The sequence below is a fragment of the Pseudoclavibacter sp. AY1F1 genome (assembly GCF_002931075.1).
Taxonomy (GTDB): Bacteria; Actinomycetota; Actinomycetes; order Actinomycetales; family Microbacteriaceae; genus Pseudoclavibacter.
The window spans coordinates 125428-149135 of record NZ_PSTQ01000007.1 but is presented as its reverse complement, the minus strand read 5'-3'; the positions used below and the strand labels follow the sequence as shown (position 1 = coordinate 149135).

Genomic DNA, 23708 nt, shown 5'->3' with positions numbered 1-23708 from the left:
CTTGCGCGTCGTCACCCCACACGAACGCTCCTGAGCCGAGGCGTGTCTCAACCTCGTCCGAGAGCGCCCGCAGCAGGGTCGGCCTCTGGACGATGCGCGCTTCGCGTCTGGTGCCGAGCTTCGCGATGACGCGCCCGTCTGCGCGACGGATGCTCCCACCCGTGTGTGCTTCGGTCTCGTCTCGTACCCGGGCACCGACTCCGATCGCGTCGAGTGCCGCCATGGCGTCCGGCCACATCCCGAGGCTCGTCCCGCTTCTCGGGAGGCCGGTGGCGCGCTCGCGGATCGTCACCTCGAAGCCTGCGTTGTGCAGAGCAAGCGCTGACGCGAGCCCGGCGATGCCGCAGCCGATGATCACCGCGCGTCTGTCCATTTCCGCAGGAAACTACAGGCGTAGTGAATGCACTACGTCTATAGTTCGTGTGTGTCCTCCACGCGTGATCGTTCGCTTTCTGCCGCCCTCCAGCTGCTCGCGTCCGGAGGCATGCGCGCCCTCACGCACGCCAGAGTCGACGCGGAGGCCGGCCTGCCGCGAGGCTCGACGTCGAACCACTTCCGGACGCGCCAGGCGCTCATCGAGGGTGTCATCGAGCGTCTGGAGCGGAGCGACTACGCGGAGTGGCTCCTGACGTATGAGTGGGGAGAGCCGAGCGTCGAACGTTTCTGCGCGGCCATCGAAGCTGCAGTCGATTCGATGACCGGGGCCGGGCACGTGCAGACGCTCGCCCGCTACGCGCTGTTCCTCGAAGGAACCCACAACCAGTCCGTCGCGGAGGCGATCCAGATAGGTCGCGACCAGCTGCGCGGCTGGGCGGTCGGCGCCGTCGCCGGTCTCGGTGTCAGCGAACCGGCGGCTCGGGCTGCGGCTCTCTTCGCGTTCATCGACGGGGTGGTGCTGCACCGCGTCTCGCTGCCAGCCGCGAGCCCACCCGACGAGTCCATCGACGTGCAGCGCACGGTGCGACGGATGCTCGCTGAGGGGTAGATGCGCCCTGGATCGGGGCGGCGTCAACCGGCGGGCTGCAGCTCCGCGGCCCACGTGGCGGTCGCGGCGGCAATCTGCTCGCGCCCTTCCACGTCTGAGATGGTCGCGGTTCCGTCGCCGGACTGTGGGCCGTAGTTGCCGAACATGGCGTGGTTCGCGCCTTCGACCTCGAGGGTCTCGGCGTCCGCCGGCAGCAAGCCGCGCGCATCCGCCGCCTTCTGTGGGGTCGTGAGTCCGTCGGCGCTTCCCGTGATGGTGAGGACGTCGAGAGACGTGTCGGCCGCGAGGTCGTTGGCGCAGTAGCTGCCGAGCAGCAAGAGGCCGGCGACATCGGGGGAGTCGGCGAGCTGGCAGGCGCGGACTCCGCCGAGAGAGTGCCCGCCGACGGCCCAGGTCGTGACATCGGGGGCGGCTGCCGCGAAGTCGTCCATCGTGCGGGTGTCGAAGAACGCCAAGTTCAGGAGGGGCTGCGGGATGACAACGGTCATGTTGCTGTCCGTGACGAGGCTCGAGAGCTTCGCCGCGTAGGCCGATGGCTCGACCTTGGCGCCGGGTATGAAGATGAGCCCAGTGTCGCTCGGCGCGTCCGCCGGGCTGAGCACCAGCGAGCCGTCGACTTCGCTCACCGTGATGGCGCGGTCGGTGGTGACGGCCTCGAGGGGGCCCGCTTCGGCGGCCATGACGCCCACGTTCGCCCAGATCAGGAACGCGGCGATCGCGGCGACGAAGACGCCCGCGATGACGGAGAAGGTCCAGATGAGGGTGCGCCGCAGTCGGCTGCGTTTGGGTCGCCGTGGCTGCTGGTTTCGGGGAGTTGCTGGCACCTCCCGAGGGTACCCCTCAGCGTCCGACCGGGGCTGGGTTGACGGGCTTCTCGAACGCGAAGACGGGGAGGTCAAATTCTGGGATGCGCCGCTCGCCGCCTTCGAAGCCGGAGGCACGGTAGAGGGCAACCGCCTCGGGCTGGCGAGAGCCGGTGGTGAGGAAGATGCGCGTGTAGTCGAGCTCACCTGCCGCGGTGTCGAGTTCGCGGAGAACCCGCTGGGCGAGGCCTCGGCGGCGGTGTGAGTCCCGTGTCCACATGCGCTTCACTTCGGCGGTGGTCTCGTCGTAGCGGCGGATGGCGCCGGCCGCGACGAGCAGTTCCCCGTCGAGGATTCCGACGAACGCTCCGTCTGGTGCGATGAAGTCGGTCAGCGGGTAGGCGCCGATGTCGTCTTTGTAGAACTCCCGGTACCGGTTGCGGTACTCCCCGTCGAGGGCTTCGAGTACCTCGGTGACTTCGACTGATGCGATGTCGAGGCGGCGGACGGTGAGGGTGGATGTCATGCGCATATCGTGCTCCGCATCCCGGGTCTGCGCTTCGTGCGCGGCTTGTGGGTGACGTTGTGTTTCGCCCCGAGAAGTCCGGTGTCGCCTCGCGTACTCGTCTTGCGGGCACCGCTTCTTGTCGGGCCCCTTTGGTTCGTACGCTGACGGAAATGAGTCAGGTGGCGATGAACGAGGGGCAGATCATGAGCATTTCACTCCGCACGACCGGCGGGGCGACGGTTGCCATGCACGTGCAGCGGTTCCTCGCGCAGTTCTTCGTTTCCGAGCGCGCGGGGGTCGGTGAGCAGCGGCTCCTCCTCCGCGGCGTCGGTATCGAAGAGGTGTGAGATGCGTTAGTTAGGGCCATTTCACGCGTGCTAGCCCCATCTCATCGTATATAGGTGCGAATTTGTGGGAACTAGGTTCCTGTAGATTCTGGGGATAACTCTCGAACCGGCCAGTCGGCAGAGAGTTTCAGGGTGGGAAGTTATCCACGACCCTCCAAAATGTCGGTGGTGGTTCGTAGTGTTGGGGGCATGCAACAGCACTCCGACGCCGCTCTCCGGGCCCTTGGGTTTGACCCCTCGGACCCGGCGTCGGTTGCGGCCCGGCGCGCGGAGATCCTCGCCATGGAGGAGCACGCGGCCGCGATCATCGCGGGCGGTACCGCGCTGCAGTTGCGCGCGCACGCGGCGGCCTACGACTTCGCCCACGCGCTCGATATCGTTGACGGATGCGCGGAGTCCGCGATGCACGTCCGCTCCATCGCGGACGAGGTCGCGCTGGTCGTGAAGGTGACCTCCGGCGTCGCGCAGGGGCAGCTGGCGCTCGCGTCGAAGACGCACGACGACTTCCCCGCGCTGACCGTCGCGCTCGACGAGAACGTCGCGACCCCCGCCCAAGTCCACAAACTCGTCGAGGTGGGCTTCAAAGTCAACCACGACGACCCCGCCGAGCAAGCCGAACGGCGAGCCCTGTTCGTGGACGTGATGCTCGAACGCATCCGGCAAGAACCCCTGCCGCCCCGGGCGTTGCAGAAAGCGGCGGAGCGGGTCGCGGAAGAGCTCACCGGGGAATCCATCGACCAACGACACGCAGGCGCCCGCCGGCAGCGCCGCACGAGCGTCGAAGACCTCGGCGACGGCATGAGCATCCTCCGCGTCACCACCGACTCGTTCGTCGCGCACGCCATCCACGACCGAGTCCGGAAACAAGCACGCGCGATCATCAAAGCGCGCCCGAAGCCCGGAACTGCGCCCCACGCCAGCGCCGAAGCTGCAGAAGGAGCATCCGCAGGAGCCCGAAGCGCGTTCGGGGCCGCGGTCGACGCTGCGGTCGACGACACTCGCGCGACCAACGAAGCTGACGACGGACGCGCGACCGGCCAGGCTGCCGAAGCTGCCGAAGCTGTCGAAGAACTGGACGAGCGGAGCCTGAACGAGGTCATGTCCGACGTCGTCGCCGACATGCTCCTCACCAGCGACCCCATGGGCAACTCCGCCGCCGCCGGCATCCAAGCCAACGTGCAACTCTCCATCCCCATCACAACCGCACTCACCAAGACACCCAAGGCCGGACAAGCACCAGCACTGCTCGACGGCATGACCCCCATGCCCATCGAAGACGCCAAACGTCTCGCCGCGACCGCGCCCGCGTTCATCCGAGTCCTCACGCACCCCATCACGGGCGCCGTGCAAGCCGTCGACTCCTACAAACCCACCGCGGCGATGCGCGCGTTCCTGCACGCCCGCGACGTGCACTGCCGCTTCATCGGCTGCCGACAACCCGCAGTGGCCTGCGAACTCGACCACACCGAGGACTACCAATACGGCGGCAAAACTGCGATCTGGAACCTCAGCGACTTCTGCAAAAACCACCACATCGTGAAACACCACACCGCCTGGAAAGTCAGACAACTCGGCGGCGGGGTCCTCGAGTGGACCACACCAAGCGGGAAGGTCTACATCAGCAGACCAGAACCCCACGGGGTGATTTTCAGACCCACCGAAGAACTGTTCCAATGTGGCTCGGCCGCGCCCGGCACGACGTCAGTCGACGGGCCGCAGCGTTCGGGCCCCGAGCCCGAGCCCAAGCCCGAGGAAGAGCCCGAGTTAGAGACAGAGCCCGAGTTAGAGACAGAGCCAGAGTCCAACTCAGGACTCGATCCTTCCGGTCGCCCGCCGTTCAGACCGCCTGGTACCGCTCGCAGGGGAGCAATCCCGGAACCGCAGCCGGTCTACTGCGCGTTCAGGGCGAACCTGCGTGGCGGCGTGCCAGGTGCGTTCGGGCGGCGCTTGATCGCGAGAGGTGCCTGCCCCCTCGCCCAGGCGCGGAGAGTGCTCGCTACGGCAGTTGTCGTGCGACGAATCCGAGCGCGCCGGCCGTGTCAACGATCTCGGTGACGGACTCGCGCGGCACGACAACAAGCGGATACGCGTCGCTGTCCTCCTCGAGGAACACGAGCGCGAGGCCGGACGGCGCCAGGAGCGCGTCCGCCGCAGCCGACGCGGTTGGTACGTCGCCGTCGATGTCGCCGACTTCATCGGTGTCGAGCCCGAGCCGCACGACTCTCGGCACGCCAGCCAGGGCATCCGCGAGTTCCATGGCCGTGTCGTCGGCGTGGAGGTAGGCGAGGGCGCCGCAGTCATCGAGCGCGTCGATGAGCGCACCCCAGGCCTCGTCTGCGCCGTCGTCCTCATCGACACCACTCTCGTCGGTGTCCTCCTGGTCGCCGCCGTCTTCGTCATCGCTCTCGCCGTCGGTCTCACCCTGGAGTGCTTGCTGAACGCTCGGCCAGATCTCCGGGTCGTCGTCGATGAGCGTGCAGAGGCGTTCCCAGGCGGTGTAGTCAGTCACGGCCCCGAGGGTACCCGTCCCTCTCGCCTACGCGCCCGCGACGGCCGCGATGAGGCCATCGACGTCGCCCTCGGTCGTGTCCCACGAGCAGAGGAAGCGGACGAGTCCCGTGGATGCATCCCAGGTGTGGAACGCGTAGCTCTCGCTGACGCGTTCCGCGATCTCCCCTGGCAGGACGGCGAAGACGCCATTCGCCTGGCGGGGGAGCGGCACGGAGCAGCCAGCGACGGCCTCGATACCGGCTGCGAGCCTGGCGGCCATGGCGTTGGCGTGTTCTGCGTTCTCCCGCCACAGGTCACCGCCGAACAGGGCAAGCAGCTGCGCCGAGACGAAGCGCATCTTCGATGACAGCTGCAGATCGATCTTCCTCGCCTCCTCGGCACCGTAGACGGCCTCCGGGTTGACAACAACAACCGCCTCCGCTGCGAGCGCGCCGTTCTTGGTCCCGCCCAGGCTGATGACATCGGCTCCCGCTGCGCTCGAGACCTCGGCGAGACTGCAGCCGAAGTGGGCGGCGGCGTTCGAGAGTCGTGCCCCGTCGACGTGCAGCCACATGCCGTTCGCGTGGGCGGCGTCGGCGAGCGCCCGCACCTCGACTGGCGAGTAGGCAGTGCCGACCTCGGTCGCCTGGCTGATGCTCACGGCGAGGGGCGTCGCGCGGTGCACGTCGCGCCGCACTGCCGCCGCGCGCTCGATGTCGGCGGGCGCGAGCTTTCCATCCGGCGTCTCGACCGTGAGGAGCTTGACGCCGCCGACGCGCTCGGGCGCGGCGTTCTCGTCGGTGTTGATGTGCGCTGACGCGGGGCAGACCACCCCGCCCCAGCGGGGAACCATCGACTGCAGCGCGACGACGTTGGCACCGGAGCCGTTGAACACGGGCAGGCCGATCGCTTCTGCGCCGAACAGCTCGCGGCACAGCGTCTGGAATGCCGCCGAGTACGGGTCGGCCCCGTACGCTCCGACGTGCCCGCCGTTGGCGGTGACAAGCGCCTCCAGCACTTGCGGGTGGGCACCCGCGGCGTTGTCGCTCGTAAACGTGCGGATGCTGTGGTCGTGCAGCTGCGTAATCACCGACCCATTCTTCCGTACCTCGCGCATCGATGAAAACTCATGCGAACGCGCCTACGCTCGGAACATGAGCAACGCCGAAGCGAACCCCATCGAGGCGCAGCTGCAGGCCGCGTACGAGACCGGGCAGGTGGTCGCGGGCATCGAACTGCTGCTGCCTCGGGAGGTGCCGCTCGGCGGCCCACGTTCGCTGCCGGTGCTGCGGTCGATCCCGAACAAGTTTCGCCACTTCATCGGCGCGTGGTGCTTCATCGACCACTACGGGCCCGTCGACCTGCCGTCGGGGACAGGGATGGATGTTGCTCCGCATCCACACACGGGCCTGCAGACGGTCAGCTGGCTGTTCTCTGGCGAGGTGGTGCACCGCGACTCCATCGGCAGCCGCCACGAGGTCGCGCCAGGCGGTGTCAACGTCATGACGGCGGGCCGAGGCATCGCCCACTCCGAGGTCTCGTCCGAGCGCCCGACTCCCGCTCCCGTGCTCCACGGGGTGCAGCTCTGGGTGGCGCTGCCCGCCGAGGTGCGAGGCATGCCCCCGGCCTTCGCTGGCCTGGATCGGTGTCCGTCGATGCGGTTGGCGGCATCGGCGGGCGCAGATGGGCCCGTCGAGGCGACCGTTTTCGTGGGGGAGTTCGCCGGGCTCCGTTCGGACGCGCCGAGCTTCTCCCCGCTTCTCGGTGTCGAACTCGCGTTCCAGGGCTGCTCGGAGGCGCAGCTCGACCTGGAGCCGGGGTTCGAGCACGGCATCCTCGCGTGCTCGCCGGGCATTTCGATCGACGACGTCGAGCTCCCGGTTGGCGCCGTCGGCTACCTGCCCGTCGGCACGAACCGGGCAGTCGTCGGCGCGGCGGACGGCGGGCGCGCGCTACTCCTCGGCGGTGCGCCCTTCGACGAGAAGATCGTCATGTTCTGGAACTTCGTCGGCTCCTCGCACGACGACGTCGCCGCCGCCCGTGAAGAGTGGGAGCAGACCAGGTCGGGCCCGGCGGCGGAAGCACGCTTCGGGAGCGTTGACAGCCACGGTGGCAAGACCCTGCCGGCTCCCGCCCTCCCGACCGTGCGCCTCACACCTCGAGGGCGTACGCGCGAGGACTGAGGTGAGCGGAGGAGGACACTAGCGTTCGCGCTCCTCGTGCTCGACGATGGGGATTGCGTTCGTGAACACCGCAGCACGCTCCTGAGCCTGGACGCTCCCGGTGAACAAGCCCGACCCGCTCGCGCTCGTGTCGTCGCTTCTCGTGTCCTCGTCCTGGGTTTCTCGAGTCGCAGCCGCATCAGGGGGTGTCGGTTCCGTGATGAGCACCCGCTGCACAGGCAGCGCCGACGGCATGGTTCGCTGCAGCCAGGTGACCATCGCCTCGCGCACGAAGCATCGCAGGTCAAACAGCGTGGGAGCATCCACCGCCGTCACGAGGATTCGGATGCGCACCAGGCCGCCCGTCGCCTCGGTCACCTGCAGCACCTGCGCACGCCCATCCCAGAGGTCGGTCTGCGTGAGCACCTCCGCCAGGCGCTCCCGCATGAGCGAGGGGGAGACGCGCCAGTCGACATCGAGCTCGACCGAACCGAGCAGCTCGCTGCCCTGTCGAGTCCAGTTCTGGAACGGCTGCGTCGTGAAGTAGGTGCAGGGGAGCACAAGTCGCCGGTCGTCCCAGAGGTCGACGACGACGTAGCTCAGCGTTATCTCGCCGATGCGCCCCCACTCGTCCTCGACCACCACGACGTCGTCGACGCGCAGCGCTTCGCTGAAGACGAGCTGGAGGCCGGCGAAGATGTTCGCGAGGACCGACTGGGCCGCAAGCCCCGCCACGACCGAGGCGATGCCGGCTGAGGCGAGGAGGCTCGCGCCGAGAACCGCCGGGAACGTCAGCAGGATCGCGCCGAGCGCGATGATCACGATCACGGCGACGGCCAGCCGCCGCAAGATGAGGGTCTGGGTGCGGATGCGCCGAGCCACCCGGTTGTTCGCGACGTCGATGCGGTTCCGGCCGAGCGTGATGTCGGTCGAGAAGGCGACGAGACCTGCCATGAGCCAGGCGCCCGCCGCGATCACGGCGATCGTGAGCGCGTGGTAGATGATGGCTCGCCAGGATTCGGTGCCAGCAGCAGGGAACGCCACTGCGACTGCCGCCCACAGGGCGATGATCAGGACGACGACACGGAAGGGGCGCCGCGTGTGCCGCACAAGCGGTTCAGGCCACCGCAGGCGCTTCGCGACGAGTCGGATGATGAGGGCGACGAGGGCCGTCAGGGTGATCGCTGCGACGACGGCAACGGCAAGCGAGATGACAAAGTTGAGCCAGGGGTCGAGCACGTTCCTCCTCGGGGAGTGGAGGCCCCACCTCTCGAGAGCGGAGGGCTGGAGAAGCCACGCTAGTGAGCAAGTCTCCGTAGTCCCTGGCTCGCGTCAGCCGTGGCGCTCCGCGTCCGAACGCTCTCGCCACTGGATGAGGAACCTGCGATCGAAGGCCGGCGCGCAGCGAAGGCAGGAGACGAGCCGGGCGCGCTGCGGCCGGCGGAACCTGAGCACCTCGTGCCCGTTGGGGCAGACCCCGACCCACTTCGCGAACTCGGCTGCCACCTCGCCGTCGTGTGTTCGCCCGCCGACGTAGCCGAGGTCGTCGGCAACGCGCTTCCACACGGGTCCGTGCCCTGCCTTGTGGCCGGCGACCGCGTGGGCGACCTCGTGCAGCAGCGTCTGGTGCACGGTGTCGTCGTCGTAGCGCGCGGAAAGGTAGCGCGAGACCGTGATGCGCTTGTCCCGGAAGTTGCAGGCGCCAGCGCGCTTCTTGGCGTGGTCGAAGCCGAAGCTCCAGCTGTCGTCGAGGTGCATGCGGATGAGGGCCTCAGCCCAGACCTGCACCTTGGCCAGGTCGGCCACCGTGCCGCTTAGGAGTCGATCGAGGTGATCGGCTCGCTCAGCTCCGAGGAGGGCTCCTCGTCGCCCTCGAGGATCGCGCGGGTGACGCGGATCGCGAACTTCGACGACTGCAGCTGGTCGGCCGCGACCCCGCGTGCAAGGCGCAGCTCGTGCGCGCGCTCGAAGTCCACAAGCGCGTCCGTGTACTCGCGCTGTTCGAAGCGCACCTTGCCTCGGTGCTGCAGCGCGAACGCGGCAAGCTCGTCCCACTCATGGGTGAGCGCTTCGTCGACGCAGCCCGTCAGGTCCTGCAGCGCGACGTCGTGCTTCCCCTGGAACTGCTGAACCTGTGCCTTGCGGACTCGCGCGGCGAGCGCGTCCTCTCGGGCACCGGTGAAGCGAGACTGGCGGTACGCGGTCTGCGCGGTATCGAACGCCTCGTCGAGGCGGCCGAGCATGCGAAGCAGCGCGACCTTCTCGTTGAGAGCGGAGAGCGACCGCAGGACGGCTATCTCCGCGAGGCGAGCCTCCGCAGCGTCGACGTCGATGCGCTCGCGGAGGGTCTCCGGGTCGTAGCCGAGGATGATGGGAGCGTCTGACACCCCAGCAGGTTAGCCGCAGCGGCGCCGGAATGGGTGCATCCCTCGCCGGGTTGTGGAGAGCTTGTCGAGGAGCTCGGCCAGTGGGGTGCGGGGGCAGTTGTCCCCATTGCCGGAAGCCCGGCCGCTCGACATCATGGCGTGCGGGGGAGAACCGCGCTGTCGCCATACTGCGACAGCGCGACGACAAGCTGACGATGACTCTTTCCTAGCTTGGAAACATGAACATTCAGACACGATCACTGACCGCCATCGCGCTTGCCGGCATCGCCGTATCAGGTGCATTCGGCCTCGCCGGATGCACAGCGCGGGTTGTCGAGGAGCCAACGGCCACCGCGCCTGCCGCGCCCTCCGAGTCGGTCCCTCCTGCCTCGACCGCACGGGTCACCACGGAGACAAGCGCCCCCGTGGCCACGGCGCAGCAGACGGCGCCGCAGTCCACCCAGGGGGCCGACGGTGCTCAGGCCGGTGCCTCCGAAGAGAGGGCGGAGCTCACCGCCGGAGCAACGGTGATGCTCACGTGCGGTGGGGGAACGCTCGACATCGACGACACGTACATCGCTCAAGTTGTTGAGGTCACCGACGACTGCGAAACACTGTCGATCACGACGGCCACTGCCGTGGTAGTCGCGCAGAACGTTGGCACGCTTTCGGTTGACGGCGTCTCGAACGCCGTGCTCGTCGCTTCGGCGGAGACGATCACGTTGGATGGCAGCACCAACTCGGTGATGTGGGAGACGGGATCCCCGACGGTCGCCAACAGCGGCACGAGCAACTCTGCGTACAAGGCCAGCTGATGAGCTTCCAGCAGCAGCAGCCGCAGCAGCAGCCGCAGCCGCAGCCGTCGCAGCCGTCGCAGCAGTTCAACGGCCAAGTGAGCTATGGCCACATTCAACAGCCCCGGGCCTACGCTCCGCAGCCAGGCATGAACGTCCTCGCCGTCGTGAGCCTCGTCGGCGGCATCATCGGCTTCAACGTGATCGCCGTCATCTGCGGGCATGTCGCGATGAGGCAGATCCGTCGCACAGGCGAGCGGGGCATGGCGCTCGCGATCATCGGCACGATCCTCGGCTACTTGGCGCTCCTCGCGCTGGTGTTCTTCGTGCTGCTTGCCGTCGTCGGCGGCACGGCTGGCATCATCTACGGGCAAAGCTGAGGTCGGCGGTGCGAGCTGGCGTGGGCGGTGCGGAGGGAGCGGCCCTGAAGGCCCTGCCGCGGCTGCTGCTCGTGGATGACGAACCGTCCATCACCGACTCGCTCGCGCCGTTCCTCAGTCGCTCTGGCTTCGACGTGGCCGTGGCGGTTGACGGCCAGGATGCGCTGCAGCAGTTCGCGGTTCGCCGCCCCGACGTGGTGATCAGCGACGTCATGATGCCGCGCCTCGACGGCCGGGAGCTGGTCCGCCGGTTGCGGGGCGGCGACGACTGGACGCCGATCATCCTCTTGACGAAGGTCGGGGAGTCGTTCGAGCGGTCCGCGGCGCTTGAGGAGGGCGCAGACGATTACCTCAACAAGCCCTTTGATCCGCAGGAGCTGGTGTCCCGCGTGCGGGCCGTGTTGCGCCGTGTCGCGGGTGGCCAGGCGCAGCTCGTGACGGCCCAGCAGTTGTGTGCCGGCGAGTTGCGGCTCGACCGCACGGCGCGGCGTGTGTGGCTCGGAGAGCGGGAGCTCATCCTCACGCCCAAGGCCATGCACGTCTTGGAGTACCTGATGGCGAGGCCTGGCGAGGCGCACTCGCGGGAGCGGCTCCTGCAGGCACTTTGGGGGTACACGTTCGCCGCCAACACGAGGGCCATCGATCATCGGATCGCCGAACTGCGCAAGGTCATCGGCGACGACCCGCAGTCGCCGCGCTTCATCCACACCGTCCCGGGGTTCGGGTATCGCTTCGCCCACACGGTGACGCAGTGAAGCCGAGCAGGGCGCGGGTATGGGGCGCGTTCGCGCCGGCCGCCCTGATGGCGCTGGCCGCGGCATGGATGCTCGTGTCAGGTGACAATCGCACGCTGGAGATCGGCATCCGCTTCCCTGCCATCCCGGCTCTCGCCGCCCTGCTGCTCGCTTCGGTCGCCGCGGCTCTGCTGCTCGGGTCGCGAGTGGCCGTCCGCAGCCGAGAGCGGGCTGCGTCGGACGCGCGTGCGTCGGCTGTCGAGAGGGCGAGCCTCGCCCGCCGGCGGTTCCTCGACCGGCTCGACCACGAGCTGAAGAACCCGCTCATGGCGATGCGATCCGCGGTCGCGGCGAGTGTCCCGGTCACCCCGCAGCTCGGGGTCATTGATGCGCAGTCGCGGAGACTCGGTGCGCTGGTGGCCGAGCTGCGAAAGCTGTCTGAACTGGAGTCGGCCGCTCTCGACGTCGAGCCCGTCTCGCTCGAGGCGGTGACGCGCGACGTCGCAGAGGCCGTCCGCGAGCAGCTCGGGAGATCGATGTTCATCGATTTCCCGGCGGCACCGTGGCCGTTGCCGGTGATTCCGGGTGACCCAGACCTGCTCTACATCGCGATCTACAACGTCGCTGCAAACGCCGCCAAGTACTCGGCGCGGGATGCGCGCATCGAGGTGCGCGCCAGCGAGGAGTTCGCGGGCCAGCCGGGTGCGGTGGTGCATCTCGACATCGCAGACACAGGCAGAGGTATCCCGCTAGCCGACCAGGCGAGCGTGTGGGAGGAGCTGGCGCGCGGGGCGAATGCTCGCGATGTGCAGGGCTCCGGTCTTGGCCTGGCGTTGGTCAGCGTCATCGTGCGCCGACACGGGGGCACTGTGACGCTCACCTCCCGGGAGGGTCACGGCACGCGCGTGCGCCTCACGCTTCCCGTCGCGCGCCGCGGCTGAGAGGCGCTACCAGCCGCCCTGCCGGCGCTCGCGGAACAGGCTCTTGCCTGGGAGTGGCGACGCCGTCGCCGAGGCGTCGCGTGCCGGGTCGGCGCCCCGGATGAACTCGCGCACTGCCTGCCCTCGCACGACGACGGCCGGCGGGAACCCTGACGCGACTCGTCGCTCCAGTCCGGGAAGCGCCAGCGCCTCTGCGGAGCGTGAGGCGACGGCGGCGATGTTGCCGAACCTGCGGCCTTTGAGCATCGCCGGGTCGCCGACGAGGGTGACCTCGCCGAACACCTCGAGCAACGTCGCAACCTCGGCTCGCGCGAACGAGAGGTCGTGACCGTCCGCGATGTTGACGAGCACCACGCCGTCCGGCCGCAGGAACGGCTCCAGCTCGGAGAAGAACTCCACGCTCGTGACGTGGGCTGGCGTCTGCGCGCCGGAGAAGATGTCGACGACGATGGCGTCGACCGAGCCGAGCAGGCCGCGCGGGAGCCTGCCGAGCTGCTCGCGTGCGTCCCCGTAGCGGATGCGGATGCTCGCCCCTGCTGGCAGCGGAACGACCTCGCGCACGAAGTCGACCAGGGAGCGCTCGAGTTCGACGACCTGCTGGCGCGATCGTGGCCGCGTGGCGTCGACGTAGCGGGGGATCGTGAGTGCCCCAGCGCCGAGGTGGAGGGCCGTGATGGCTGCCGCTTCAGGGAAGGCGAGGTCGAGGACGTAGCCCATGTGGCGGATGTACCCGAAGGAGAGCTCGCGGGGATCGAGCGGGTTGACGGCCGACTGCGGCGTGCCGTCGACGATGAGCGTCCACTCCTCGCCGTCGCGAGAGAACCGGGCCTGGGCTCCGGAGTCGAGCTTGACGCTGGTCTGCGGGCTGGAGCTGTTTGGGGTCTTCTCGCTGGCTGACGGCACCTGGCAAGTCAAGCAGAGACACGCGGCTTTCGAGCAAGGGTCGCCTTGTTTGGAATCATTCAAAAGAAGGGCCAGCATGGATGCATGGCAACCGCAACCGAGCACGCAGCAGGGGAGCGCCGTGACGCCGCCTTCTGGCAGTCGGCGCTGCGTCGGGCCGGCCTTCGCGTGACGCGCCAGCGCGTCACCGTGCTCGACCTACTCGACACGAACCCGCACTCGTCCGCCGAGCGCATCTTCGCCGCCGCGACGCCGAGCCGGGCCGAGCTCGGCTCGCTCACGCTGCAGGCCGTGTACGGGATCCTCGACGACCTCGGGCGCGCCGGCCTCGTTCGCCGCTTCGACGCACCCCGCACCGCAGCCCGCTTCGAGACCCGCATCGGCGACAACCACCACCACGCAGTCTGCGACGAGTGCGGCCGCATCGAGGACGTCGACTGCGCCGTCGGCGAGGCGCCCTGCCTCATCCCCGAGGCGCCGCGAGGCTTCGCCGTGCATACGGCCGAAGTCGTCTACCGCGGTATCTGCGCCGACTGCTCGTCGCACTGATCCACCCAAGTCTCATCCCCCAGTTCACAGCCCAATGAATCCGAAGAGGAGCGCCATGACTGACTACATCGACCCGACAGTCCCATCGACCGAAACCAACGGCTCGCCGACCGAGAGCGACCGGAACTCCCTGAGCGCGGGCGCTGACGGCCCGCTCATGCTGCACGACGTGCGCCTCGTCGAGACGCTCGCGAGCTTCAACCGCGAGCGTGTGCCGGAGCGCAACCCGCACGCAAAGGGCGCCGGCGCATTCGGCACCTTCACGACGACGCACGACGTCTCCCAGTACACACGCGCCGCCGTCTTCCAGCAGGGTGCCGAGAGTGAGACGCTCCTGCGCTTCTCGACCGTCGCGGGCGAGCAGGGCTCGCCGGACACGTGGCGCGACGTGCGCGGCTTCTCGCTGCGCTTCTACACGAGCGAGGGCAACCTCGACATCGTGGGCAACAACACGCCTGTCTTCTTCCTGCGCGACCCCATGAAGTTCCCCCACTTCATCCGCTCGCAGAAGCGTCTCCCGAACTCGGGACTGCGCGACAATACGATGCAGTGGGACTTCTGGACTCTCAACCCGGAGACCGCGCACCAGGTCACCTACCTGATGGGCGACCGTGGCCTCCCGCGCTCGTGGCGTGAGATGAACGGCTACGGTTCGCACACCTACGCGTGGATCAACGCGGCTGGTGAGCGCTTCTGGGTGAAGTACCACTTCATCTCCGAGCAGGGCGTCGAGGTGCTGTCGAACGACGAGGCCGAGAAGCTCGCCGGCTCCGACGCCGAGTACCACCGCCGCGACCTGTTCGACGCGATCGACCGCCAGGACTTCCCGCGCTGGAAGCTGAATGTGCAGGTCATGCCATTCGAGGAGGCGAAGACCTACCGCATCAACCCGTTCGACCTCACCAAGGTCTGGCCGCACGCCGACTACCCGCTCATCCCGGTTGGCACGCTCGAGCTCAACCGCAACCCGGAGAACTTCTTCGCGCAGATCGAGCAGGCAGCCTTCTCGCCGTCGAACCAGGTGCCTGGCACCGGCATCTCGCCGGACAAGATGCTCCTCGGCCGCGTCTTCGCGTACCCGGACGCGCAGCGCGCGCGCATCGGCACGAACTACCAGCAGCTTGACGTCAACCGCCCCAAGAACCCGACGAACTCGTACACGTTCGACGGCAACATGACGGTGTCGCACTCCGGTGCCGCTCCTGTTTACGCGCCGAACTCGTTCGGGCGCCCGTACGCCGACCAGACCGGCCCCGTCGAGAACTCGTGGGAGACCGACGGGGACCTCGTCCGCAGCGCCTACACGCTGCGTGCGGACGACGACGACTTCTCGCAGCCTGGCACGCTGATCCGCGAGGTCTACACGCAGGAGCAGCGCGACCGCCTCGTGGAGACTGTCGCCGGCGCGCTCGAGACTGTCATCGAGCCGGTCCGCTCGAACGCGTTCCAGTACTGGGCGAGCATCGACCCCGAGACAGGTGCCCGCATCCGCGCCGCCGTCGAGGCGAACGCCGTCGACACCGACCCAGCGCCCGTGGGCGTCGGCCACTAGCCGAGAGCTGCCCCGGCGGGCAAGCAACCTGCACAGACGAGCGTGCCCCCTCGAGTTCTTCGAGGGGGCACGCTCGTCTGCCGTCTCCGCTGGCTGAAAGCCGTTGGGGTCAGGATGCTCGCCAATAGCCGCAGTTCCTGGACTCGAAGGTGCTGTCCGTCGCGTCGATCGTCACGACGATCTCGGCCTGAGCCTTGTCGTACGACGACTCGATCCAGTCGCCCTCTGCGTCGTAGCGGAACCAACGGCAGTTGTCGCTGGGCGACTCGGGCTTGTAGGTGCCAGGCTTGATCTCCTCGCCGACCTTCCAGACGCCGTCGTTGAATCGGGTGCCGTCGTTGCCTGCCTTCACGTTCGCCTCGTAGGTGCTGAGCGAGCCCCTGGTCTGGTCTGCGTCAGGGTGCTCGGGGCACAGGATGAGCGCGGCCGCGATCTGCGAGGCCTGCTCGTCATTGGAGATGCCAGGCGAGACGCCGAAGTAGAAGCCGGGCGTGGCGCACAGCGCGTAGATGTCCGCGAGGCGGACATCGTCGGCGGCCGCCTCGTCCTTAGCATCGTCGGTGGCGGCCTGACCGAGCGCGTCGAGCGCTTTCTGCTCGGTCTCCGTGAAGGTGGTCCCGCCGTTCGACTTGCCGGTGCAGCGCGTCACATCGTCGCCGAGCGCCCAGATCTCGTCAAGCTCCGAGGGGGCCTCCGTGAAGCTGCGCGAGTCAGCCATCCTGCACGAGAAGCTGACGGCGAAGGCTCCTGAGTCGGACGACGCAGACGGGTTCGCCTCGCCGGTCCCGGACGGGGCGGTCTCCGGCGTGGCGGTGGAAGTCGTCTCGACCTCTGGAGACTGACCGCCGGTCACCTGGTCGACGAGGGCGCATCCTGAGAGCAGGAAAAGGGCGGTGAGCGCGACCGCTGACGTTCGCACGAGGTTTTTCACGTTGACTCCTTCAAGGCGAGGCGTGACACGGCCGAAGCTGGGGCATGCTTCCTCGCGATCCGAAGAAGCCGACCGTGCTGCAAGCCACGCTAACCGACCGGGTCGGCCCAGAACGGATGCGGGGGAGGACTCCCCGGTCGTGTTGACGCGCACCCGAAGGCGCACGCACTGCTGCAGGAACGGACGACTGAGGGCAGGGGCGCGAACGCCCCTGCCCTCAGTTGACCTGCTGTTCGCTACGCGTCGCGGCGTCGCAGAAGCGCGAAGCCGCCGAGCGCGAGCGCGGCGAGGGCCGCGAGCGTGACGGCGACGAACTGCTCGGCGCCGGTCGTTGCGAGCGCTTCACCGCCAGCACCAGCGCCCGTTCCGGTTCCAGTTCCGGTTCCGGTTCCAGTGCCGGCGGTCGCGCCCGGCGTCTGCGTTGCTGCTGGTGTCTCCGTTGTCGCGGGAGTCTCCGTCGCGCCTGGGGTCTCCGTCGCGCTTGGGGTCTCCGTGGCGCCTGGGGTCTCCGTTGCGCCTGGGGTCTCCGTGGGCGCAGGCGTCTCGACGGGTGCGCACGCGATCGAGCCCTGCTTGAGGGCATCGGCCTTCACGCCGTCCTCGAGCCAGTAAGCGGCCCGTGTCCCGTTCGCGCAGGTCTCGTTCGCCGCGATGGCGAACCCCTCGTTGTTGGTGTCGGGGAGCCCTGCCGGCCGGGCGACGTGCGTCACCGAGTAGCCGGCTGATCCGTCGGCCATCCCGAACTGGAACAGCGCGCTGGTGCCACCGCATCCGTTGTCGCACATGCCCCAGAGGGTCCGCGTGGACTCGTCGTAATCGAGTGCCATGACGCCACCGAGGCCGGACTCGAGCGTGGCGACGCGACCAGCGCTCCCGTCGTCGAAGAGCGCATACGCGTAGACGCCCGCGGTCTCCTCGACGGCGACGAAGAACAAGCCGTTCGCGCCCGGGTAGTTCGCAGAGTCGTAGGGCGCGCCCGTGTTCTCGTCGAGCAGTCGACCCTCGAGCTCACTGTCCGCAACCCACTCGATGGCCTCGATGCCAGTGTTGGCACCGACCTGCGGCAGGCTCGCGGTGAGGTCCCACTCGGCGGTCGCGACGACATCCGTGCCCGTCGCATCGCGGAGGTTGACCTTGAGGATCGTGTTCTTGTTGGTGCCCTTGTCCGAGTTGTCGCGCTCCGAGCCGATGTAGACGGACTCGGGCTGGTCTGCCGAGACCGTGACGCCCTCTGCGTCGGGGCCCGCCGCTGCTGGGTTGTCCGCGTCCGCCTGGAAGCGAACCCGCTTGGGGTCCTCCCAGCCGGCAGCGGCGGAGACGCTTCCGTCGGCGGCGACGTCGAAGCGGTACAGGCTGCCGGTGCCGTTGTCGACGGCCCAGAGCGTGCTGCCCTCCGCCGAGTACTGGAACTCGAGCCCTGACATGTCCTCTCCGAGCGTGATGCCACCCGCGACGGGGACAACATCCGGTGAGCCCGTCCAGGGGGAGGCCTCAGGGGTGGTCGGGCCCGGCGTCTCGACGGGGACATCAGAGCACGCGTTGAGCGCGCCCTTGGTCGATGCACTGGTCGCTCGGAAGTCGCCGTCGCCGTCGGCGCACCTGGCCCAGCTCACGTCCACGTGGTCGACCCACGTGGTCGTGTCGACGATCGTGCCTGAGGCATCCGCGAGCGTTGCGCTGTCGCCGCTGCCGAGTCCGAAGCCGAGGCTGCTCTCCTCGTAGACGAAGAATTCGCCGGGGGCCAGCACGGTCGCCTCGGGGGCCGGAGCTGGGGTGTGGCCCGCGTTGTTGTCGACAATGGTCCAGCCGGTGATGTCGACGGTCACCGCGCTGCGGTTGTACACCTCAACCCAGTCGCCTGGCGTTCCGCCGTTCGACTCGACTTCGTTGATGACCACGGGGGAGGTGGGAGCTGTGCCTGCGAAGCGGTTCTCTGCGCCCTTGGTCGGCTCGGACGTCTCGGTGAACGCGCCGGAACCGTTTGGCGACCGGCCGTAGCTTGTCGCCGCGTGCTGGGTCCACGAATGCTCGTCGACGAGCGTCGTCCCGTCCGGAGCGAAGAGCAGGGCGCTGTCGCCTCCGCCGAGGCCGAAGTTGAAGGCCGCCTCCTCGATGACGAGGTAGGCGCCCGGCTGCAGCGTCGTGCCTGCTGGCAGCGCGTAGCGGTGCGTCTCGTCCTCCGGCGAGTTGTCGGTGAAGACGTAGCCGCCCAGGTCAATCGCGCCCACACCTGGGTTGAAGAGCTCGACCCAGTCGCCAGGCTCGCCACCGGAGGACTCGATCTCGTTGATGACCACAGAACCGGTGGCCGCCTCGACTTCGTTAGCCGCGCCCCTGCTGCTCGCGGTCGTCTGGGTGAACTCGCCGATGCCGTCTGGGAGTCGCGCATAGCTGACCTCGGCGTGCTGCGCCCACGAGTACGCATCGACAAGCGTGCCCGCTGCATCGAAGACCCGTGCCTCGTCTTCCTTGCCGAGACCGAAGCCGAACTCCGAGTCATCGACAACCAGGTAGGTGCCAGGCTGGATGCTCGTACCGCTCGGGAAACGGAAGTCGCGGGCGTCGTCGTTGTCCTTGACCGCCCATCCTGAGACGTCGACGGGCTCGCCACCGGTGTTCTTGAGCTCGATCCAGTCGGTCGCGTCGCCGTTGGACTCGACCTCGTTGATGACGATGCCGCTCGTGTGCACCGCGGGGGAGGGAGCCGCGTTCGCCGACATGGGAACTGCCAGGGCCGCACCTCCGCCGATGATCAAGGCGACGGCTGCCGCCAGTGGGGTTCGTTGTGCTTGCACGCACGCGCTCCTCTGCGCTCGGGGGATGAAGCGATGTGCGCTCGAGGGCACATGCACCATGAGCATCGAAGCCGGAGCGGGTGCCCCTGTGGTAGCGGGGAGCTGAACGCGAGGAGTCAGAAGCTGAACGGATGGAGCTGGGGGCTGAACGGGATGCGAACGACGAAGCGCCGACCTCCTGCAGGAGGTCGGCGCTTCGTCGACGGGACTGTGGTGGCGGTCAGGCCGCCTCGTAGGTGAGGCAGTCGGCGGCGTCGTTGCCCTGCGCGCCGACACGGATGGCGGGGGCGCTGCACGTGAGGTCCTTGTTGAAGCGGCAGTCAGCGGCCTGGCAGGCACCGACACCCGCGATGACCTTGTCGAGGCCGCCCTTGCGGTCGAGAGGGATGAACGTGGCGCAGCCCTCGTCGCCGTCGATCGTCACGGCGGGGGCATGGCAGCCGTCGTGGTTGAACGAGCATCCGGCCACAGAACAGGTGCTGACGTTGGGGAGATCGAGCAGTGTCATGGTGTGCCTCCGTTGTTGGGTTGCCTCAACGGTAGGAGCCTGGTTGCCCGGTATTCAAGCCGACACTGGACTTGGTCGTCGCTTTCTGATAAGGCCAGGTTCCCCTTGCTGAGCCGAGCCTTGCCTGTCTCGGGCACTGATCTTCGACGGGCGATCGAGCCGCGTTATACCTGAGAATCGAGATTGAGGCAAGGTCGGGGTAGACATACCACCAAACGGCGCATACACTCGATGTTTGCGCTTCGTCTCACCATGCCTTCATATTGCGGTCGGCCTGGCAGTGCTTCTCTCACCAACATCTTCGCGGGTCTTCTTCGACCGCGGCCGTTGGCGATGGGCACGCCTTGTACATCGTGAAACGTGGCGGAACCTCACCGACGACACTACTGGCATCTCGCGGAATCCGCGGGATCGTGGAGGGAACTTCCTTGGCTGCTGCGCGCAACGCATCTCCGACGCCTACGACCGGTCGGAATGCACGCCGACTCTCATTCGCGAAGATCAGCGACACACTCGATGTGCCAGATCTCCTCGCTCTGCAAACCGAATCCTTCGACTGGCTCGTCGGTAACGACGCCTGGAAGCAGCGCCTCGCTAAGGCGCAGGCTGAAGGCCGCACCGACGTCGCTCTCCGCTCCGGCCTCGACGAGATCTTCGAGGAGATCTCTCCGATCGAGGACCTCGGCGAGACGATGCAGCTGAGCTTCACCAACCCGTACCTCGAGCCCGAGAAGTACTCCCTCGAGGAGTGCAAGGAGCGCGGTAAGACGTACTCCGCGCCTCTCTACGTCGAGGCCGAGTTCATGAACCACCAGACGCTTGAGATCAAGACGCAGACCGTCTTCATGGGCGACTTCCCGCTCATGACGAGCAAGGGCACGTTCATCATCAACGGCACCGAGCGTGTCGTCGTCTCGCAGCTCGTCCGTAGCCCGGGCGTGTACTTCGAGCGCACCCCTGAGAAGACCAGCGACAAGGACGTCTTCTCGGCACGCATCATCCCAAGCCGCGGTGCTTGGCTCGAGTTCGAGATCGACAAGCGCGACCAGGTCGCCGTTCGTATCGACCGCAAGCGCAAGCAGTCCGTCACGGTCTTCATGAAGGCCCTCGGTCTCACGACCGACGAGATCCGCGAGCAGTTCGCCGGGTACGAGTCCATCGAGCTCACGCTCGAGAAGGACGACATCCGCACGAAGGAAGATGCGCTCAAGGACATCTACCGCAAGCTGCGTCCAGGCGAGCAGGTTGCCACGGAGGCCGCCCGCGCCCTCCTCGACAACTTCTACTTCAACTCGAAGCGCTACGACCTCGCAAAGGTGGGTCGCTACAAGATCAACCGCAAGCTCGGCATCGAGTCCGCGATCAGCGAGTCGGTCCTGACCGTCGAGGACATCGTCTCGACGATCAAGTACCTCGTCGCGCTGCACGCTGGCGACGAGAAGTTCGACGGCAAGCGGAACGGCGAGCCTGCCGACATCCGCCTCGACGTGGACGACATCGACCACTTCGGCAACCGTCGCATCCGCGCCGTCGGCGAGCTCATCCAGTCGCAGGTCCGCACGGGCCTCAGCCGTATGGAGCGCGTTGTGCGCGAGCGCATGACGACGCAGGAGATCGAAGCGATCACCCCGCAGACCCTGATCAACGTGCGACCTGTCGTCGCCGCGATCAAGGAGTTCTTCGGAACGTCGCAGCTCTCGCAGTTCATGGACCAGAACAACCCGCTCGCGGGTCTCACGCACAAGCGTCGCCTCTCGGCCCTCGGACCCGGCGGTCTCTCGCGTGAGCGCGCCGGTGTCGAGGTTCGTGACGTGCACCCCTCCCACTACGGCCGCATGTGCCCGATCGAGACGCCTGAAGGCCCGAACATCGGCCTCATCGGCTCGCTCGCGACCTTCGCGCGCATCAATGCGTTCGGCTTCATCGAGACGCCGTACCGTCGAGTCGTCGACACCAAGGTCACGGAGCAGGTCGACTACCTGACCGCATCCGAGGAAGACGAGTACGTCGTCGCGCAGGCCAACGCGCCTATCGGCGCTGACGGCCACTTCGTCGAGGACGAGGTCCTGGTCCGTCGTAAGGGCGGCGAAGTCGAGCTCGTCCCAGCCGGCGAGGTCAACTACATGGACGTCTCCCCGCGCCAGATGGTGTCGGTCGCGACGAGCCTCATCCCGTTCCTCGAGCACGATGACGCAAACCGCGCGCTCATGGGTGCCAACATGCAGCGTCAGGCCGTGCCGCTCGTGCGCAGCGAGAGCCCCGTCGTCGGCACCGGTATGGAGGGCTTCGCGGCCATCGACGCCGGTGACGTCATCACGGCGAACCGCGCCGGAGTCGTGCAGTCGGTCTCGGCCGACCACGTCGTGCTGCAGCTCGACGAGGGCGGAACCGAGTCCTACTTCCTCCGCAAGTTCGACCGCTCGAACCACGGCACCTGCTACAACCACCGCGTTGTGGTCTCGGCCGGCGAGCGCGTCGAAGAGGGAATGGTCATCGCGGATGGTCCTGCGACGGAGAACGGCGAGCTCGCGCTCGGCAAGAACCTCCTCGTCGGCTTCATGCCGTGGGAAGGCCACAACTTCGAGGACGCCATGATCCTCAGCCAGAACCTGGTGAAGAACGACACCCTCTCCTCGATTCACATCGAGGAGTACGAGGTTGACGCTCGCGACACCAAGCTCGGCAAGGAAGAGATCACCCGCGACCTGCCCAACGTCTCGCCAGAGCTCCTCAAGGACCTCGACGAGCGCGGCATCATCCGCATCGGTGCAGAGGTCCAGCCAGGCGACATCCTCGTCGGCAAGGTCACGCCGAAGGGCGAGACCGAGCTCAGCGCGGAAGAGCGCCTGCTGCGCGCGATCTTCAACGAGAAGAGCCGCGAGGTGCGCGACACCTCGCTCAAGGTTCCTCACGGTGAAGCCGGCACGATCATCCAGGTCAAGGTCTTCGACTCCGAAGAGGGCGACGACGAGCTCGGCTCCGGCGTCAACCAGCGCGTTGTCGTGTACATCGCGCAGGAGCGCAAGATCACCGAGGGTGACAAGCTTGCTGGCCGTCACGGCAACAAGGGCGTCATCGCGAAGATCCTGCCGGAAGAGGACATGCCGTTCCTCGCCGACGGAACGCCGCTCGACATCGTGCTCAACCCGCTTGGTATCCCGAAGCGCATGAACTTCGGCCAGGTGCTCGAGACGCACCTCGGCTGGGTCGCGAAGACCGGCTGGAAGATCGAGGGCGAGCCCGAGTGGGCGAAGAACCTCGTTCCAGAGGCCTACGAGGGAACGCCGGGCGTCAAGCTCGCTACCCCCGTCTTCGACGGTGCAACCGAGGAAGAGCTCACGGGCCTCCTCGACTCGACGCTCAAGACGCGTGACGGCGACCGCCTGATCAACTCGACCGGAAAGACCGTCCTGTTCGACGGCCGCTCCGGAGAGCCGTTCCCGGACCCGATCTCCGTCGGCTACATGTACATCCTGAAGCTCCACCACCTCGTGGACGACAAGATCCACGCGCGTTCGACGGGTCCGTACTCGATGATCACGCAGCAGCCACTCGGTGGTAAGGCGCAGTTCGGTGGACAGCGCTTCGGTGAGATGGAAGTTTGGGCGCTCTACGCGTATGGCGCCGCTTACACGCTCCAGGAGCTCCTCACGATCAAGTCCGACGACATCGTCGGACGCGTCAAGGCCTACGAAGCCATCGTCAAGGGCGAGAACATTCAGGAGCCGGGTATCCCCGAGTCCTTCAAGGTTCTCCTCAAGGAGATGCAGTCGCTCTGCCTGAACGTCGAGGTCCTCTCGGCTGACGGCACCGCGCTGAGCCTCCGCGACAACGACGACGAGGCCTACCGGGCCGCCGAAGAACTCGGCATCAACATCTCCAGCCGCTTCGAGTCCTCGTCCGTCGACGAGATCTAAGCCTCCCCGACACGACGAAGACTCATTCTTCACAAGGAGACAA

At 67.5% G+C, this 23708-nt stretch carries 22 protein-coding genes and 1 pseudogene; 11 read left to right on the top strand and 12 right to left on the bottom strand.

The genetic code is table 11. The features are described 5' to 3' along the window. Positions 1 to 58 precede the first annotated feature (58 nt). Positions 59 to 373: pseudogene (locus C5B85_RS19805) on the bottom strand (FAD-dependent oxidoreductase); the annotation flags it as partial. Positions 374 to 424: 51 nt separating this feature from the next. Between C5B85_RS19805 and C5B85_RS12250 the strand changes: the two are divergent. Beyond that, a complete protein-coding gene (locus tag C5B85_RS12250) occupies positions 425 to 985 on the top strand; it encodes a TetR/AcrR family transcriptional regulator (RefSeq protein ID WP_181064416.1) in 561 nt (186 codons plus the stop codon). A 23-nt stretch (positions 986 to 1008) separates the two neighbouring features. On the opposite strand, the gene C5B85_RS12245 is transcribed toward C5B85_RS12250, so the two are convergent. Together C5B85_RS12245 and C5B85_RS12240 are read right to left on the bottom strand one after the other, a co-directional pair. After that, complete coding sequence (locus C5B85_RS12245; protein ID WP_181064415.1) at positions 1009 to 1809, bottom strand: alpha/beta hydrolase; 801 nt, start codon at positions 1807 to 1809, stop codon at positions 1009 to 1011. Between the two features lie 16 nt (positions 1810 to 1825). Beyond that, complete coding sequence (locus C5B85_RS12240) at positions 1826 to 2314, bottom strand: GNAT family N-acetyltransferase (RefSeq protein WP_104286286.1); 489 nt, start codon at positions 2312 to 2314, stop codon at positions 1826 to 1828. Between the two features lie 185 nt (positions 2315 to 2499). Here C5B85_RS12240 and C5B85_RS19215 point away from each other — a divergent pair, with 185 nt between their 5' ends. Next, positions 2500 to 2643, top strand: a complete 144-nt coding sequence (locus C5B85_RS19215; protein ID WP_181064414.1) for a hypothetical protein — start codon at positions 2500 to 2502, stop codon at positions 2641 to 2643. A 189-nt stretch (positions 2644 to 2832) separates the two neighbouring features. Beyond that, positions 2833 to 4698 carry an HNH endonuclease signature motif containing protein gene (locus C5B85_RS12235; protein WP_181064413.1) on the top strand — a complete coding sequence of 622 codons (1866 nt, stop codon included), beginning with the start codon at positions 2833 to 2835 and terminating at the stop codon, positions 4696 to 4698. On the opposite strand, the gene C5B85_RS12230 is transcribed toward C5B85_RS12235, so the two are convergent. Together C5B85_RS12230 and C5B85_RS12225 are read right to left on the bottom strand one after the other, a co-directional pair. After that, the gene (locus tag C5B85_RS12230; RefSeq protein ID WP_104286284.1) at positions 4640 to 5152 is read right to left on the bottom strand and encodes a hypothetical protein; all 513 of its coding nucleotides are present in this window, start codon (positions 5150 to 5152) and stop codon (positions 4640 to 4642) included. The two genes, C5B85_RS12235 and C5B85_RS12230, sit on opposite strands and share 59 nt — an antisense overlap. Positions 5153 to 5179: 27 nt before the next feature. Further along, positions 5180 to 6223 (bottom strand): beta-eliminating lyase-related protein, encoded by a 1044-nt coding sequence (locus C5B85_RS12225; protein WP_308471337.1) that lies wholly within the window; start codon positions 6221 to 6223, stop codon positions 5180 to 5182. Positions 6224 to 6287: 64 nt separating this feature from the next. On the opposite strand from C5B85_RS12225, the gene C5B85_RS12220 reads away from it, so the two are divergent. Continuing rightward, a complete protein-coding gene (locus C5B85_RS12220; protein WP_104286282.1) occupies positions 6288 to 7316 on the top strand; it encodes a pirin family protein in 1029 nt (342 codons plus the stop codon). 18 nt (positions 7317 to 7334) lie between these two features. Here C5B85_RS12220 and C5B85_RS12215 read toward each other — a convergent pair whose 3' ends face one another. From C5B85_RS12215 to C5B85_RS12205, 3 genes are all read right to left on the bottom strand, one after another. Further along, on the bottom strand, positions 7335 to 8534 hold the full coding sequence (locus C5B85_RS12215) for a mechanosensitive ion channel family protein (protein ID WP_104286281.1): 1200 nt from the start codon (positions 8532 to 8534) through the stop codon (positions 7335 to 7337). Between the two features lie 93 nt (positions 8535 to 8627). Beyond that, on the bottom strand, positions 8628 to 9101 hold the full coding sequence (locus C5B85_RS12210; protein ID WP_104286280.1) for a SprT-like domain-containing protein: 474 nt from the start codon (positions 9099 to 9101) through the stop codon (positions 8628 to 8630). A gap of 8 nt (positions 9102 to 9109) precedes the next feature. Then, positions 9110 to 9682, bottom strand: a complete 573-nt coding sequence (locus C5B85_RS12205; RefSeq protein WP_082775225.1) for a hypothetical protein — start codon at positions 9680 to 9682, stop codon at positions 9110 to 9112. Positions 9683 to 9900: 218 nt separating this feature from the next. Between C5B85_RS12205 and C5B85_RS12200 the strand changes: the two genes are divergently transcribed. Genes C5B85_RS12200 through C5B85_RS12185 form a run of 4 tightly spaced genes read left to right on the top strand, consistent with a single transcriptional unit; the run spans position 9901 to position 12510 of the window. Continuing rightward, on the top strand, positions 9901 to 10476 hold the full coding sequence (locus C5B85_RS12200) for a DUF3060 domain-containing protein (protein ID WP_104286279.1): 576 nt from the start codon (positions 9901 to 9903) through the stop codon (positions 10474 to 10476). Beyond that, entirely contained in the window at positions 10476 to 10835 is a 360-nt protein-coding gene (locus tag C5B85_RS19390) for a DUF4190 domain-containing protein (RefSeq protein ID WP_219819403.1), read from the top strand. Before C5B85_RS12200 ends, C5B85_RS19390 begins: the two co-directional genes overlap by 1 nt. Before the next feature lie 8 nt (positions 10836 to 10843). Then, complete coding sequence (locus C5B85_RS12190; RefSeq protein ID WP_258070757.1) at positions 10844 to 11590, top strand: response regulator transcription factor; 747 nt, start codon at positions 10844 to 10846, stop codon at positions 11588 to 11590. Beyond that, positions 11587 to 12510 carry a sensor histidine kinase KdpD gene (locus C5B85_RS12185; RefSeq protein ID WP_219819402.1) on the top strand — a complete coding sequence of 308 codons (924 nt, stop codon included), beginning with the start codon at positions 11587 to 11589 and terminating at the stop codon, positions 12508 to 12510. The genes C5B85_RS12190 and C5B85_RS12185 overlap by 4 nt, the downstream gene beginning before the upstream one ends. Before the next feature lie 6 nt (positions 12511 to 12516). Here the strand turns inward: C5B85_RS12185 and C5B85_RS12180 are convergent, their stop codons facing one another. Next, positions 12517 to 13413, bottom strand: a complete 897-nt coding sequence (locus C5B85_RS12180; protein ID WP_104286277.1) for a spermidine synthase — start codon at positions 13411 to 13413, stop codon at positions 12517 to 12519. 84 nt (positions 13414 to 13497) lie between these two features. Between C5B85_RS12180 and C5B85_RS12175 the strand changes: the two genes are divergently transcribed. Together C5B85_RS12175 and C5B85_RS12170 are read left to right on the top strand one after the other, a co-directional pair. Beyond that, positions 13498 to 13962 carry a Fur family transcriptional regulator gene (locus C5B85_RS12175; RefSeq protein ID WP_104286276.1) on the top strand — a complete coding sequence of 155 codons (465 nt, stop codon included), beginning with the start codon at positions 13498 to 13500 and terminating at the stop codon, positions 13960 to 13962. A gap of 55 nt (positions 13963 to 14017) precedes the next feature. Further along, complete coding sequence (locus C5B85_RS12170) at positions 14018 to 15514, top strand: catalase (RefSeq protein WP_104286275.1); 1497 nt, start codon at positions 14018 to 14020, stop codon at positions 15512 to 15514. 109 nt (positions 15515 to 15623) lie between these two features. On the opposite strand, the gene C5B85_RS12165 is transcribed toward C5B85_RS12170, so the two are convergent. From C5B85_RS12165 to C5B85_RS12155, 3 genes are all read right to left on the bottom strand, one after another. After that, entirely contained in the window at positions 15624 to 16445 is an 822-nt protein-coding gene (locus C5B85_RS12165; protein ID WP_104286274.1) for a hypothetical protein, read from the bottom strand. Positions 16446 to 16681: 236 nt separating this feature from the next. Beyond that, on the bottom strand, positions 16682 to 19240 hold the full coding sequence (locus tag C5B85_RS12160; RefSeq protein ID WP_181064411.1) for a lamin tail domain-containing protein: 2559 nt from the start codon (positions 19238 to 19240) through the stop codon (positions 16682 to 16684). A 220-nt stretch (positions 19241 to 19460) separates the two neighbouring features. Beyond that, positions 19461 to 19748: a DUF1540 domain-containing protein gene (locus C5B85_RS12155; RefSeq protein WP_104254046.1), complete on the bottom strand. Its 288-nt coding sequence runs from the start codon at positions 19746 to 19748 to the stop codon at positions 19461 to 19463. 428 nt (positions 19749 to 20176) lie between these two features. On the opposite strand from C5B85_RS12155, the gene C5B85_RS12150 reads away from it, so the two are divergent. Further along, entirely contained in the window at positions 20177 to 23665 is a 3489-nt protein-coding gene (locus C5B85_RS12150; protein WP_104286272.1) for a DNA-directed RNA polymerase subunit beta, read from the top strand. The last annotated feature ends 43 nt before the right edge of the window (positions 23666 to 23708 follow it).